General features: G+C 41.7%; 14 protein-coding genes and 1 other RNA gene. 7 read left to right on the forward strand and 8 right to left on the reverse strand.

Annotated elements, in window-relative coordinates; all coding sequences use genetic code 11:
* Window position 1: 1 nt before the first annotated feature.
* Entirely contained in the window at window positions 2-1,306 is a 1,305-nt protein-coding gene (locus IGI78_RS05005; protein ID WP_081119487.1) for a PTS sugar transporter subunit IIC, read from the forward strand.
* Between the two features lie 15 nt (window positions 1,307-1,321).
* Window positions 1,322-2,737 carry a glycoside hydrolase family 1 protein gene (locus IGI78_RS05010; protein WP_081119488.1) on the forward strand — a complete coding sequence of 472 codons (1,416 nt, stop codon included), beginning with the start codon at window positions 1,322-1,324 and terminating at the stop codon, window positions 2,735-2,737.
* 53 nt (window positions 2,738-2,790) lie between these two features.
* On the opposite strand, the gene IGI78_RS05015 is transcribed toward IGI78_RS05010, so the two are convergent.
* The 3 genes from IGI78_RS05015 to IGI78_RS05025 all read right to left on the reverse strand — a co-directional run bounded on the left by IGI78_RS05015 (window position 2,791) and on the right by IGI78_RS05025 (window position 5,216).
* Window positions 2,791-3,891 (reverse strand): mandelate racemase/muconate lactonizing enzyme family protein, encoded by a 1,101-nt coding sequence (locus tag IGI78_RS05015; protein WP_140965857.1) that lies wholly within the window; start codon window positions 3,889-3,891, stop codon window positions 2,791-2,793.
* A 509-nt stretch (window positions 3,892-4,400) separates the two neighbouring features.
* Window positions 4,401-4,769, reverse strand: a complete 369-nt coding sequence (locus IGI78_RS05020) for an ACT domain-containing protein (RefSeq protein ID WP_081119490.1) — start codon at window positions 4,767-4,769, stop codon at window positions 4,401-4,403.
* 147 nt (window positions 4,770-4,916) lie between these two features.
* A complete protein-coding gene (locus IGI78_RS05025; protein ID WP_195265960.1) occupies window positions 4,917-5,216 on the reverse strand; it encodes a hypothetical protein in 300 nt (99 codons plus the stop codon).
* 113 nt (window positions 5,217-5,329) lie between these two features.
* Here IGI78_RS05025 and IGI78_RS05030 point away from each other — a divergent pair, with 113 nt between their 5' ends.
* Complete coding sequence (locus IGI78_RS05030; RefSeq protein WP_034872498.1) at window positions 5,330-5,545, forward strand: helix-turn-helix domain-containing protein; 216 nt, start codon at window positions 5,330-5,332, stop codon at window positions 5,543-5,545.
* Window positions 5,546-5,878: 333 nt separating this feature from the next.
* Here the strand turns inward: IGI78_RS05030 and ssrA are convergent.
* Window positions 5,879-6,242: a transfer-messenger RNA gene (gene ssrA / locus IGI78_RS05035) on the reverse strand.
* 62 nt (window positions 6,243-6,304) lie between these two features.
* Entirely contained in the window at window positions 6,305-7,075 is a 771-nt protein-coding gene (locus IGI78_RS05040) for a Cof-type HAD-IIB family hydrolase (protein WP_081119492.1), read from the reverse strand.
* Between the two features lie 145 nt (window positions 7,076-7,220).
* On the opposite strand from IGI78_RS05040, the gene IGI78_RS05045 reads away from it, so the two are divergent.
* Genes IGI78_RS05045 through IGI78_RS05055 form a run of 3 tightly spaced genes read left to right on the forward strand, consistent with a single transcriptional unit; the run spans window position 7,221 to window position 9,725 of the window.
* A complete protein-coding gene (locus tag IGI78_RS05045; RefSeq protein ID WP_081119493.1) occupies window positions 7,221-7,571 on the forward strand; it encodes an SdpI family protein in 351 nt (116 codons plus the stop codon).
* Entirely contained in the window at window positions 7,552-8,265 is a 714-nt protein-coding gene (locus IGI78_RS05050) for a response regulator transcription factor (protein WP_081119494.1), read from the forward strand. The genes IGI78_RS05045 and IGI78_RS05050 overlap by 20 nt, the downstream gene beginning before the upstream one ends.
* Window positions 8,265-9,725: a sensor histidine kinase gene (locus IGI78_RS05055; RefSeq protein ID WP_005237199.1), complete on the forward strand. Its 1,461-nt coding sequence runs from the start codon at window positions 8,265-8,267 to the stop codon at window positions 9,723-9,725. Before IGI78_RS05050 ends, IGI78_RS05055 begins: the two co-directional genes overlap by 1 nt.
* A gap of 116 nt (window positions 9,726-9,841) precedes the next feature.
* Here the strand turns inward: IGI78_RS05055 and IGI78_RS05060 are convergent, their stop codons facing one another.
* The 3 genes from IGI78_RS05060 to IGI78_RS05070 form a co-directional block, all read right to left on the reverse strand.
* Entirely contained in the window at window positions 9,842-10,315 is a 474-nt protein-coding gene (locus IGI78_RS05060) for a hypothetical protein (protein ID WP_081119495.1), read from the reverse strand.
* On the reverse strand, window positions 10,294-11,031 hold the full coding sequence (locus tag IGI78_RS05065) for a hypothetical protein (RefSeq protein ID WP_081119496.1): 738 nt from the start codon (window positions 11,029-11,031) through the stop codon (window positions 10,294-10,296). The genes IGI78_RS05060 and IGI78_RS05065 overlap by 22 nt, the downstream gene beginning before the upstream one ends.
* Before the next feature lie 180 nt (window positions 11,032-11,211).
* A complete protein-coding gene (locus tag IGI78_RS05070) occupies window positions 11,212-13,296 on the reverse strand; it encodes an LTA synthase family protein (protein ID WP_077454265.1) in 2,085 nt (694 codons plus the stop codon).
* A 237-nt stretch (window positions 13,297-13,533) separates the two neighbouring features.
* Between IGI78_RS05070 and IGI78_RS05075 the strand changes: the two genes are divergently transcribed.
* Window positions 13,534-14,703 carry a class I SAM-dependent rRNA methyltransferase gene (locus IGI78_RS05075; protein WP_281201985.1) on the forward strand — a complete coding sequence of 390 codons (1,170 nt, stop codon included), beginning with the start codon at window positions 13,534-13,536 and terminating at the stop codon, window positions 14,701-14,703.
* The last annotated feature ends 4 nt before the right edge of the window (window positions 14,704-14,707 follow it).

Below are 14,707 nucleotides of genomic sequence, written 5' to 3' on the forward strand. Positions count from 1 at the left end.
TATGCAAGGATTTATGGATCGACTCGCTGACGTTTTAGGAAAGTTTGCCAATAGGATCAACAATTTACGCTACATCATGGTCATTAAAAATGCCTTTGCTGCTTTGATTCCAGTAATCATTACCGGAGCATTTGGTACTTTGTTTTCAGCAATGGTTTTTGATGCTGAAAATGGATTGGCACAAATCGAGGCACTGCGCTTTTTAGAAAGTTTAAAACCGATCTCATCTGCGGTCAGTTATGTGACGTTGAGTTTCTTAACGATCTATGCAGTGTTTCTGATTGGGATTGAGCTAGCAAAATTAAATAAGATTTCGGGGGTCTTTCCAGGAATCATCGCCGTGATGTCTTATCTTTCTGTTAATCCAATGATCTTTGAATTTTTGCACGAAGATGCGACGGTGGTTGCTGAAAACGTGCTGGCTAAGCAATATACGGACACGAAAGGTCTATTTTTAGGCATGTTCGTTGCGATCGTTTCCATCGAGCTTTATGCGTGGCTAGGAAGACAAAAACGGCTGCAGATCACGATGCCTGATAGTGTTCCAGGGAATGTTTCGGCAAGTTTTTCGGCATTGTTTCCAACGATTTTCACCGTGACCATCATCGCCACCGCTGGTTTTACTATCAAAGCACTCACAGGGATGTATGCTTACGATATCATCTACAATGTCGTCCAACGACCACTGGAAGGGATCGTCCAAGGATTACCAGGTATCTTGTTGTTGATGTTTATCGCACAAGTCTTTTGGGTCATCGGGATTCATGGGAACCAGATGGTCAAACCCATTCGTGAACCATTGTTGCTGGCAGCAATCGCCGTCAACACGGAAGCTTTTGAAGCTGGAAAAGAAGTACCCAATATCATTACGATGCCGTTTTGGGATATGTATATGAGTATGGGCGGCTCTGGCGTGACGATTGGGTTGCTGATTGCGATTTTGATCGCCGGCAAGCGGGAGGACATGCGCCAAATCACTAAATTGTCATTAGCACCTGGGATTTTCAATATCAATGAGCCAGTGATCTTCGGAATGCCAATTATGTTGAATCCCATTTTGGCGATTCCCTTTATCCTGACACCATTAGTAACAGGAACGATTGGGTACGTGGCCACAAGCCTAGGCTTTGCCGCTAAAGCAGTGGTAATGGTCCCATGGCCAATGCCACCGATCGTCAATGCTTATCTAGCTACTGCTGGGGATATCGGGGCTGTGATCACGCAAGTTATCTGTATTGTCGTGGCGATTTTAATCTATCTCCCTTTTGTTTTGGTAATGAATCGCACGACCAATGAAGTTGCATAAAGGAGTTTTGAAAAAATGGTAAAAATACCTGAGACATTTATTTTAGGGGCTGCTTCGTCTGCTTGGCAGACAGAAGGCTGGCAAGGAAAGAAAGAAGGGCAAGATTCGTATCTCGACCGCTGGTACAAAGAAGAACGCTTTGTTTGGCATAATGGCTATGGACCGGCTGTTGCGACGAATTTTATGGAAAAGTTTTCAGAGGATATTCAACTGATGCAGGAGGTTCATTTGACCCATTACCGAACATCGATCAACTGGGCGCGCTTCTTTACCGACCATGAACAGCTGATCGTTGATGAAGACTATGCTGCTCATATCGATCAGCTTATCGACCAATTGCTTGCGGCTGGAGTCGAACCGATGCTTTGTTTGGAACATTATGAACTGCCAGCTAGTTTGATGGATGCCTATGATGGCTGGAGCTCGCGGAAAGTGGTCGATCTGTATACCCGTTATGCCGAGATCGCCTTCGAACGTTACGGTGATCGAGTCAAACATTGGTTTACCTTCAATGAGCCGATCGTTATTCAGACTCGTTGTTATCTCGATGCGATCCGCTGGCCCCATGAACAAAATACGAAAAAATGGATGCTTTGGAACTATCACAAAGTATTGGCATCCGCCCAAGCAGTGGCTGCCTATCATGAAAAAGGCTATGAGGGGCGCATCGGTTGTGTGCTGAATCCAGAAATGGTTTACGCACGCTCTTCCTCACCGGAGGATCAAAACGCGCAAAAAATGTATGATCTCTTTTTCAACCGGATCTTTTTTGATCCAATGGTCAAAGGTCATTATCCAGAGGAACTTATCACACTTTGCCAAACCTATGGCATCTACTTTGATCCGACAGAAGAAGATTTGGAAACGATCCGCACCCATACGGTGGATTTCTTAGGGGTCAATCAGTACTACCCGAAACGCGTGCGGGCACCACGGTATCAATGGCATTCGGATACACCGTTTCATCCGGAAATGTTTTATGAGACCTTTGATTTGCCAGGAAAACAAATGAATAACTCTCGTGGCTGGGAAATCTATCCGAAGGTCATGTACGATATGGCTAATTACCTGAAAGAGAATTATGGGAATATTCCATGGCTGATTACTGAAAACGGTATGGGGCGGGAAAATGAAGAACAGTATATGGATGCAACAGGACAAGTTCAAGATGACTATCGAATTCAATTTATTACTGAACATCTTTACTGGCTGCTAAAAGCTGTCGAGGAAGGTGCCAACTGCGAAGGCTATATGCTTTGGGCATTTACCGATTGTGTTTCACCTATGAATGCATTTAAGAACCGCTATGGTCTCGTCCGAATTGAGTTAAATGAAGAACGGACCCGGTCATTAAAAAAATCAGCCGCTTGGTATCGTTCCCTGATTGATGAACGGTGGCTGCCATTTGAAGAAAAACCATTGATTCTGTAATAAAAACCCACGTTGATTTCCTGATAGTAAAGGAAATCAACGTGGGTTTTCAGTTAAAAGGGTTGTTTATGAGGAGCAAGTTTCTCCCAGTCAAAGGTGACGCCAATCCCTGGTTCTTCTGGTGCAATCGCACAGCCATCGGATGGATCGATCACTAACGGTCTCGTGGTGTATTGATCGATTGGGAAACTGTGCATTTCGAGATACCCAGCATTAGGCATCGCTGCTAAGAGACTGACGTGTAATTCCTGCATGCCGTGAGTAGAAACCGATACGTTGTTCGCTTGTGTTAAGGCAGCAATTTTCAACCAGCCGGTGATCCCACCGCAATTGGAAGCGTCGGGTTGTGGAAAATCGACATTGCCATATTTGGTCATATGAGCAAATTCGATCGGGGTGCGCAAGTTTTCCCCGCCTGCGACCGCAATTTGCCCTTCTTTAGCGATACGCGCGTAGCCTTCGTAATCTTCGGGGATCGTTGGTTCTTCAAGGAACAAAATGTCATAAGGCGCCATCAGTTTGGCGGCTTTGATCGCTTTTTCAACCGACCAGCTCATGTTGGCATCCACCATAAAGACCACATCGGGACCAATCAATTCTCTGACCGCTTTTATGCGAGCAATGTCTTCGGCAAGGGTTTTTTGCCCCAATTTGATTTTGACCGCTTTTAATCCCATGTCTAAATATTTTTGATTATTGGCTAAGAGTTTTTCAAGAGGAAAGTTTAGATCGATCGCACCACCATAGCATTTGACTTTGTTACTTGCGCCGCCTAAAAGTTTGTAGAGGGGTTCTTGTGCTTTTTTCGCACGTAAGTCCCATAAGGCGATATCACAAGCAGCAATGGCGAAACTCGCTAAACCTCCTCTGGCAACATAATGGATGCCCCAGTTCATCTGATCCCACAAGGCTTCCACACATGCTGGATCTTTCCCTAAAAGGATTGCTTTTAGTTCTTTATCGATCAGTTTGGCGATCGACTCACCACCAAAGCCACCGGTGTACGTATAGCCCACACCTTCGCGGCCATCATCAGTAACGATCTTGACGATAGGCACTTCAAAGTGGGTGTGTAGGCCGTGTTTTGCATCTTCCATGATTTCCGGAAGCGGAATCCGATAATACGCTGTTTGAACATCTGAAATTTTTACCATAAAAAATCCTCCTCAACATTAATGTTCACGTGTGCATTTTAGATTGTTAACGTTTGCATAATCATGTTAGCATGAGAATACTCGATTGACAAGGCAAAATCACTCAAATTCAATACTTAAGAAACAAAAATGCTTCTTTTTTACGAGTTCATTCAGTTAGGAGAGAAGGTAAAGGGATCGAGAATATAAATAGAAATAGGAAAGATGTTATTAGAAATGAATTGAAAACCCTATAAATTGTCATAAAAAGGCATTTTTTATGATTTTTGGACATATTTATTGAATAAAAATCATTTTTGTATTATTATTAAAGTAACAACGAGCAATGAAGAGTACTGGGGCAAATGAAAGCTTGGGGAAGTCTTCCATTTGAACTACCTAGTACTCTTATCTTTCTTAAACGACGAGAAAAATACAAGCGAACGACTGAACTTTTTTGGTTCAGTCGTTCTTTGTGTTTATTGAGGTGAGCAATAGGGATGACTAGATTATGAAGCAAAGGGTTTCTCTTATTTGACGAAGAAATAATCATTGTCGGTTAAAACCGTACGAGCTTGTTCTACTTGATGTTCCTTGATTAAAATGTAATCAGTATTGAAGGTAGAAAGAGCAAAGATACTAATCGATTCTTCGGCTAGAAGGGAAGAGATTCTTGCAATGATACCGATCATACTGAAGTCCAGTACACCGATTATTTTAATGGCTTTCCATCCATCCTCTCTGTTTATCGTTTCAGAAGGGACGTTGGTAGTCGGCAATACCAAAGAAAGTTCTTCTGAGGTCTGGGCAAAAAATAGAGGGACGATCTTCAGCATCGAAGGATCGATATTCTTTACTTGGATGACAGAAAACGAGGGTTCTAATAAGGTCAATTTCATCTAATCACGTCCTACGTTTGATGCTTTCATCATATCAAATCGGAAGAACGAAGGGAACAAGCTGTTAAACATTTTCAATTTTAACCCAAAATAGCAAAGGGAACGATAGTCTATAGCTTGATAGGAGCTTAACCTATCGTTCTTGTATTAAACTTTTCTTCGCGTTTTTAACTCACCAATCTGACGTTCCATTTTTTCGAGGGAGCTACCAAAGTCTGTGAGAAAAACATTGAATAATAAGGAGCAGGCATGATAATCTCGGATGATTTTCTGCTTATTCGCGGGTCTTTTTTTGTCACTGAAAAATTTTTCTAATACACAGAGCGGCTCTTGCCAAGATCTTAATTGCTCCAAAGTATCTCCTAAACGATACATGTCCTGGTAGCTAATTTCTTTTACCGGCTGCTTATTACTCGTCTTAATACCCATCTTTTCTATTTCTTTCAACGTAACGCCTCCATTCTGATTTTATTGATGTTTGTATAGACACCACTTTTAATCCTATTTTACTATATGATGTCTCTAGGAACAACATCTGTTTGCAGAAAAGGTGGGAATACATGAACAGAAGAATAGAAATAGGCTTAAAAGAGCTTGTAAAAAGCAGAGGAATTTCTCTAAGAGAGTTAGCACGCTTATCGGATATTGAACCTTCGATTATTAATAAGCTGGCAAATGGAAAACGAGAGAAAGTTTACCTTCAACATATTGAAAGAATCGCTAATGCATTAGAAATTGACGATATTTCAGAAATTATCAGACTCACGAAAAAATAACTTTTTGAAAAGTAGGCTAAGGCAAAAAAGAGAACACTTAGAATATCGTAATCACACTGTAGCGACGTGACTATTCTAAGGTTCTCTTTGTTTTTATATCCTATAGAAATCAGAGAAGGCGACACAGAAGGATTTAGGAAGCACGCCAGCGGACGGCATCACTTCTAGCCCATCACTTTTCGAAGTGGTGGACTTTTTTGCGTGCTTTTGAAAAAACTATTTAGAAAACTATTTAGAGTGGTAGTCAAATAGTGTCACATACTGGCACAAGTAAAAAGCCAAAACCCTGTAAAATCAAGGTTTTGGCTCTTAGTGTCACTTACTGACAGTTTAAAATGGAGATGGCGGGAGTCGAACCCGCGTCCAAACATATTGCTACCTAAAAATCTACGCTCATAGTCAACTCATTTGAAGGTTCGCTTTACAGCTTGCCGAGTGACAGGCAGTCTGTATCGCTAGTCTGATGCTCTCTTTTTTATCTTACAGACGGAAAGATAAAACGTATCCCACTTAGAATAGGACCCTTACTCGAGCACATGGGCGATGCCGAGAGGATCTACGCTAACTGTTTTTAGGCAGCTAAAGCGTAAGAGTTTTCGTTTTTAGCAGTTATATTTAACTGTAACGTTTTAACGTAGACGTAACCTACGAAGCGCAATTCAGGCTCAACTATGCCTGTCGAATCCGTAACATCCCCTTGATAAAAGGGGTATCGCTACCATTCATTAGTATACCATAGTTTTGCCTGTATGCAAAGAATCAGATTAAGTCAAAGTGTTTCAGGGCGTGCACGATCCCGCCTTCGGTATTTTTCAGGGTCACGAAGTCTGCCAACTCTTTCAACTCTTGAATTCCATTTCCCATTGCAATTTTGTGGTCGCAGGCTTCTAAAAGAGCGAAGTCGTTGCTGCCGTCACCAAAGCCGAAGGTAGGTACATCTTCTAGACCCAACAATTCTACCAAGGTTTTCACGCCAGTTCCTTTAGAGGTGCCGGATTTTACGACATCGATCGAAAAAGGCGTATTACGATAAAAAGTTAATTCTGGAAAACGCTCATGATAATAAGCATCGTTGCCGACACCTAAAACCAGCAACATATTGGTCCGGTCCGTTTCATAATGCAGAGGATCGATTTCTGGGAGAGGGCTACGTACGTAGTTGTATGCACCGACCATTTCCTCGGTGTGACCAGTCGCCCAATAGCCTTTCTCATTGTAATAACACAGCTCATCACCATTGTCTTTGACGGCTTGGTACATTCGTGCGCAAAGCTCAGGTTCTAGAGTATCAGAAAAAACTTCTTTGCCGTCAATGCGAATAAAGGCCCCGTTCATGACGATGTTTGAGGTGATCCCAGCTGCTTCACGAATGGCGGTAACTTCAGGTTCGGTTCTTCCCGTTGCAATGATCGGCAGTACTTCATTTTTTCGCAACATCGCCATCGCTTCAGCAATTTCCGAAGTGATTTGCGAGTGCTCATCTAAAAGCGTACCGTCAAGATCAAAAAATGTTAATGCTTTATAGGTCATGTATCTTACTCCTAAGGTTTATAGTCATAGTCCACTCACAATCTTATCAAAGATTGAAAAAAAGGCAAACCTTTATGAATAATCGGTGAAGTTGTTGGTAGAAGAAAGAAATTCGAGTATACTATAGGAAGAATGGAGTGAAACGATGATTTTTTTAGTAATTGGCAGCATTTTTTTCTTGATTGGTCTCACTTTTTTTCTTTTTCCATCAAAAAAAATGAACCTTATTTATGGCTACCGTTCCTATCTGGCAAAACAAAATGAACGAAATTGGCGACAGGCCCAAAAACTATCTGCCCGATTCTTTCTGCTTTTTGGCGGAATCATGGCGCTCATTGGGTTTGTCTTGAAATGGCAAGAATGGACCAACTTTTTTCTAATTGAAATGATCGCGATCCCTTGGTTCATCGTGCCGATCTTTGGCCTGATCGAAGAGAATCTGCAACGATTTGATAAAGAACATAGAGGTGAAGAAAATGAATATATTAATGATTGAAGACAACGAATCTGTTTCTGAAATGATGCAAATGTTTTTCTTGAATGAAGGATGGGAAGCGGCTTTTAAATACGACGGCAAAGAAGGGCTGGAAGCCTTCGCTGCTGAACCAGACAAATGGGACATGATCACCCTTGACTTGAACCTTCCTTCCATGGATGGCATGATGGTGGCGCGCGAAATTCGCAAAATCTCCAGCACAGTACCTATTATTATGTTGACGGCCCGTGATTCAGAAAGCGATCAAGTCATCGGGTTGGAGATGGGGGCAGATGACTATGTGACGAAACCCTTTAGTCCACTGACCTTGATCGCGCGGATCAAGGCACTACACCGCCGTAGTGAATTGGTTGACAAAACAACACCTGAAGCTTCCGATGCCACCTTTGATATCGTCACCGATCATTTCAAAATGAACACAAAAACACGGGAAGCCTATTTAAATGGTCAACCCATCGATGGGTTGACGCCGAAAGAATTTGATTTGCTTTATACGTTAGCGAAAAAACCGCGACAAGTATTTTCGAGAGAACAGTTGTTAGAACTGGTTTGGGATTACCAATACTTTGGCGATGAACGGACCGTCGATGCACATATCAAAAAACTAAGACAAAAAATTGAAAAAGTGGGGCCACAGATCATTCAAACCGTCTGGGGCGTTGGGTACAAATTTGATGATGCGGGTGCTGCTTAATGCGCTACCTGTATCAACAGCTGATTGCATTTTTTGTGGTGATCTTCGTGATCTTGATGACGATTGGTATTGCGTTTACTCAAATGACACGCCAAACGTTACAAGAACGGAATTATGAGCAGTTAATGGGGTATGCTTCGTCGGTCGCGACGATTTCGCAAATCAGTGACTCAGAATATTTACAGCAAAATATGACCCGGGATGGCTATCTACAGTATTCCTTGCGTTTGGCTGAGAATATTTTGAGCAACCAAGATATCTCCTTTGCTTTCTTTAAAAGTCCTGATGATATTATTTATCCACTAGATACCGCTCATGCTGTTGATTTTCCGATCTCTGAAAAAGACTGGCAATCCTTAGAAAATGGGGCGCGTCTACAACTGACCTCCGCCACAAATTTATACGGGGAAAAAGAACTGACTTCCTATGTGTTGATACCTTTTTCTGTCAATCGTACGGATTTTTACGGGGTAATGGTGGTTTCGCAATCGGCAAGCAGTATTTTGAATCTTGTCAGTGCCTTTAATCAAAACTTGTTTAAAGTTTGTTTGATCTCGATCGTTGTCTCATTATTGATCAGTTACCTTTTTGCTACGTTCCAAGTAAGGCGGATCAATCGCATGAAACGGGCAACCAAAGAAATTACTAATGGCAATTTTGATATTTTCTTGCCGGTGCATAATCGGGATGAATTTGATGAATTAGCCGAAGATTTTAATTTAATGACGAAATCCTTAAAAGAATCCCAAGAAGAGATTGAACGGCAAGAAGAACGTCGTCGGCAATTTATGGCGGATGCTTCTCATGAGATGCGTACCCCATTGACGACTATCAATGGCTTATTGGAGGGCTTAGAGTACAACGCAATTCCTGAGAATCAAAAAGACAATGCGATCCGCTTGATGAAAAATGAAACCAATCGTTTGATTCGTCTAGTCAACGAAAACCTTGACTACGAAAAAATCAGAACCAATCAAATCTCGATGGTCATCAAAAAATTTGATGCGACGCAAACTATCAAAAATCTACTGACGCAACTGGAGAGCAAGGCAGAAATCGCCAAAGATGTGTTGATTTTAGAAACAACAGAGCCAATTGACGTCTACGCGGATTATGATCGGTTTGTCCAAATCATGGTCAATATTTTACAAAATGCGATCCAGTTTACGGAAGATGGAGAAATTCGGGTTCGAATCGAAAAAGGCTACTTGGAAACGATCATCGAAATCAGTGATACGGGAATCGGCATGTCTGAAGAACAAGTCAAGAATATTTGGGATCGTTACTACAAAGTTGATCCTTCCCGCAAAAACCGTCAATTTGGTGAATCTGGTCTGGGACTATCGATCGTTGAACAGCTCGTACGCCTGCACAAAGGAAAGATCAGTGTAGAAAGTGAACTTGGCAAAGGCACGACCTTTAAAATCTCTTTTCCAGATATCGACTTAAATGAAGAATAAGGAATCGACCGGCAGCAATTTGATTAGCCGGTCGATTTTTTGCGTTTCATTGGCAGCATCTCAAACAAAAAGACTTGCTTTTGCAAGCAAGCCTTTTTGTTTGAGGGCTATGTAAACTATAGATAAGTGGTATAGGGCGTATGGGCAAAGCATTCGTCTTCATGGATCAAATAGATGGCAACAGCAAATTGTTCGGCGATTTCTTGGCACAAAGGCAGCAGGATTTGGACCTCTTTTGTTGTTAACGTGCTCAAAACATTTTCGATTAAAAGGGTTTCTCTTTCTGAAAGTAACGCTAAGAGCAGTTGAATTTTGATTTCCTCAAAGGGGGCTAACTCTGTCCGCTCTTTTTTTAAAGCTGATAAGGGAAGCTGAACATAAGGCAGTACACTCTCTAAATCGTCCCCTTTTTTATTTGCAAGAGATACATTGTCCATCACGGATAAAAAGGGAACGGAGGGCCATTGAGCACGAATCAAGATTGCTTTTTTTTGTGAAAGCAGCAAACTTAATTCAGAAGTTTTTGTTTCATTGTCTTTCGAAACATAATAGAAACCAATTGATTTCGTTAGCTGAGTTGGTTTTTCCATTGTTTTTTCCTCCAATACAGACTATGTCCGCTGGCAATCAAACCAGTAAAACCGGTCACAGCGGCAAGTAAGACGACAAGTGTGTGGCGTGTGCTTTCAAATAAAATAGCAAGCCAAGTGGTGCTGTTCAAATCGACATTTTGGACCAGAATTTGACTATTTTGCGGAATCGTAATGGCGAATTCTTGTCCAGGAAGACTTTGGACAGCCTCCCAAAAGTTATCAGAAGCACGCTCTCGATCAAGGGCAATGATATGCCCACTAAGTAATTCCCGCTGGAAATAAGGCTGGAAGAGTAGCAATAACACAAAGGCGATCACAGCGGCTGCTAGGAGCGGTAAGAGCATTTCAATGATCTGCATTGCTACCCATTGTCTGGTGGTAGCGCCACTTGCTAACCAAGCAGTGTATTCCGAGCGTTTATATAGTTGGTAGTAAACTTGAAAGCCGATAAAGACCAGCGTAAAGGCGCTGAAAATCAAATAGAACAGTTGATGATAGATTGTCGTAACCGGTTGGATCTCTTCGGCTACTTTCGTTTGCAGATCTTCTGTCGCTAAGAGATCTCTTGTCTGAGCGATCACTTGATCCATCGAGTAGATCAAGGCAAACGTCACGATCAAGCCAATTACGGCAAAGAAGGATACAAGCGTATAAAGCACCATGGCTTTTTTATGATAAAAAATGCTAGCAATCGCAAAATGTATAGTTTTCATCTAATTCACCTCATCCTAGTACATAGTATAAAAGGGGAGTTTGAATAAAGTATGAAGTTCTTGTAGTAAAATATCGAAGCTAAAAAAGTGGCGAGAAAGTTCGACGTTTTCCTAACAAATAGCGCAAAAAAATCCAGCAAGGCAGGCGCCTTACTGGATTGATCATTGGTTGTTCTTACTTTACTCGCCGCTATCTTGTTCCATCATCTGCTGGTATTCTTGGAAGGTTTTTGTTTGGTACAGATCGACGGTCGATTGATTCCCGTTTTGAGAAAAGACACTGGTTGAATCACTGCCTAGATTCTTTTCGATATCCATCATTTGCTGAAGGGCATCTTTGTAATTATAGGTCGAAGGATCAACTTCTTCTAAACCGCTCTTCGCGTAGAAACGTAAGAGATCACCATTGTTGATCTGATCAGAAACCGAAAGCTGTTTGTCGACTTTGGCTTTCCATTCATCGACTTTGGCTTGCAATTCATCGGATGGATCGTTGATCGGCATGCCGGTACGATTGTCATACAATGTACTGCTATAGTAAGTGTAGTCTGGTGTCACAAAGTCGCCATCACGGAAGGCAACCAGTTGTTCATTTTGATCAGAGAATAAATCTTGTCCCAGTTGAATATAGTTCGATGTATCCACACCCAGTAAGTGCAATAGGGTTGGCAATGCATCAACTTGACCGCCATACGTATGATTGATGCCGCCATTTGATTGTCCTGGAATATGAATCATATAAGGGACACGTTGTAACGACGCATTGTCAAAGTTTGTCCACGTAGAACTTGTTTTTCCAAGCAATTCTGCTAAGTTACGGTTACGAGAATTGGAAATTCCGTAATGGTCACCATATAAAACGATGACGGAGTTTTCGTACAAGCCACTTTCTTTCAAGTAATTGAAGAACTCTTCTACGGCTTTATCCAAATAATTCGCGGTTGCGAAATAGCCATTGATCGTTTGATCAGAAGTGTTCGCTAGCGGGAAGCCGCCTTCTTCATTGGTAAATTCAGAATAAGGGTAGTGGTTAGAAACCGCAATGAATTTTGAATAGAACGGTTGTTGCAGACGTTCTAAGTATTGTACCGATTGTTCAAAGAACGGTTTGTCATGCAACCCGTATTGGAATGAATTTTCATCATTGACATCATAATAAGAAGCGTCAAAGAAATAATCATAGCCAAACCGTTTGTAAGTTTCATTTCGGTTCCAGAAGGTACCAGTATTTCCGTGGAAAACGGCACTGGTATAGCCTTGCGTTTGACCTAAAATATCTGGTGCTGCTTCAAAGGTGTTTTTCCCACCCAGTTGAGTGAATAACGCTCCTTGATTCAATCCAAACAGGGAATTTTCGAATAATGTTTCGGCATCACTGGTCTTCCCAGCTTTTACTTGGTGGAAGAAATTATCAAAACTAAAGGTACTATCGCTATGGTATAAACTATTGATAAACGGCATGACTTCATGTTCCACGCCATCTTCATCTTTCAATTTATAATCGATCAAGAATTGCTGAACACTTTCTAAGTGAATATAAATGACATTCTTGCCTTTTGCGATACCAAACAGATCATCATTTGGTTCTGCGTAATGTTCTTTAACATAGCTCTCTACTTCGTTCATGTCGTTGGGACTCGCTTCGGCACGTACTTGCGAAGCTTGATAAGTTTGTACGCCATCATAAACTGTAAAGGCATTGATCCCAAGATATTTGACTAAATAGTCACGAGAAAACGTTCGAGTAAGCAATTCAGGACGATCCGCTTCTGCTAAGAAAAGATTGGCAGAAAAGACCATAACAGCTAAGGTTGAGATCGCAAAAGCCATCCGTGCCCGCACAGGACGAGTGTCCATTTTGATTTTCTTCATTGAAAAGGCTGCAATCAGCACGATAAAGTCAATGAAATACAACACATCGTAGGGACGGAACAAGCGGATCGCGCTTTCTCCTAGACCACTTGCCACTTTTCCAACACCAAGCATCGTGTTGATGGTGATAAAGTCAGTGAATTCTCGATAGTATGAAACATTGGAGAACAAAAGCAAGGTCATCAAGAAATAAATCACAAGCATCGTGATATAAGCTGCTTTGGTTCTTCTTACGTACAATGCGATCGACAGCAGTAATAAGGTCGTTGCGATCGGATTGATGAATAAGATGAAGTACTGAATGCTGCTTTCAATCCCTAGGTGGAAGTCCACCATATAGGCAAAGATATTTTTTAGCCAAAATAATAGGGCTAATAGGAAAAAAAAGCCCATTCTTGTATTCACAAAGGTGGATACTTTATTTTTTTTCAAAGGAATCGTCCTCTCTTTTTCCAGTATAACCGGTACATTACGATTTTACATCACAGTACATTTTACTAGGCTGGGAAAGACGTGTCAAATGAATTCCTTGTCATGACGCGGAATTAAGTATTTCTTTACTTTCAATGATACAGACAATACAGTCGCTTTTTGCTATACTAAAAAGGAGAATGAATGGAGCAGATGAACATGAAAATAAAACTAACGAAGCAAGGATCAGCGAAGCTTCGCAAAAAGAATCCGTTGATCCAACGAGAAGATCTTCAACAAGCAATCGAGACAAAGGAGTGGGTCACCTTTACTGATCAGGCCAACCAATTTTTAGGTATCGGCTATCTAGGTGAACAAAACAAAGGGATCGGATGGGTCGTATCCTTTGAAGAAACAGTGATCGACCAAGCATTCTTTGCACAACGCTTTGCAAAAGCAAAAGGCAAGCGTAGTGCGTATTATCAAGATGAACTGACAGATGCGTTTCGTCTTTTTAATGGCGAGGGGGATCAATTGGGGGGACTTACCGTAGATTTGTATGGCGAGTATGTCGTTTTTTCTTGGTACAATGCCACCCTTTATCAACATAAAAAAGCGATCGTGGCGGCTTTTCGTCAAATCTTTCCCGAGATCAAAGGGGCTTATGAAAAAATCCGCTTTGCGTCTGAACTGCCTGAATCAGCATGGGTCTATGGGGAAACGGCGCCTGAACCCTTACTGGTGAAAGAAAATGGCGTCACGTATGCGACGTATTTGAACGAAGGACTAATGACGGGCATCTTTTTGGATCAAAAAGAAGTTCGTGGCCAACTCGTCGATGGTTTGGCAGCTGGCAAGTCTGTTTTAAATATGTTCAGTTATACGGGGGCGTTTTCTGTCGCTGCTGCTGTCGGTGGGGCTACTCAGACCACGAGTGTTGATTTGGCAAAACGCAGTTTGGAAAAGACCCGCGAACAATTTTCAGTTAATGGCATTGATCCAGATACCCAGCGTATCCATGTCATGGATGTCTTCAATTACTTCAATTATGCCCGCAAAAAAGACTTGCGCTTTGATGTGATCGTCTTAGATCCGCCGAGTTTTGCCCGCAACAAGAAAAAAGTCTTCTCGGTTGCAAAAAACTATGGCGATTTAGTCACAGATAGCTTGGAGATTTTAGCGCCAGATGGTTTATTGATCGCCTCAACGAATGCGGCCAATCTGTCCTCGAAGAAGTTTCAAGAAATGATCGAAGCGTCATTAGAGAAAGCACATGTTCCTTATGAATGTATTCAAAGTTATCGTCTACCAGCTGATTTTGCGGTAGATAAGCACTTTCCAGAAGGTAATTATCTGAAAGTATTCTTTTATCAAATGAAAAAGGAGTGAAGGA

It is taken from the genome of Enterococcus sp. DIV1767 (assembly GCF_050542585.1).
In the GTDB taxonomy this organism is placed as follows: domain Bacteria; phylum Bacillota; class Bacilli; order Lactobacillales; family Enterococcaceae; genus Enterococcus_D; species Enterococcus_D innesii.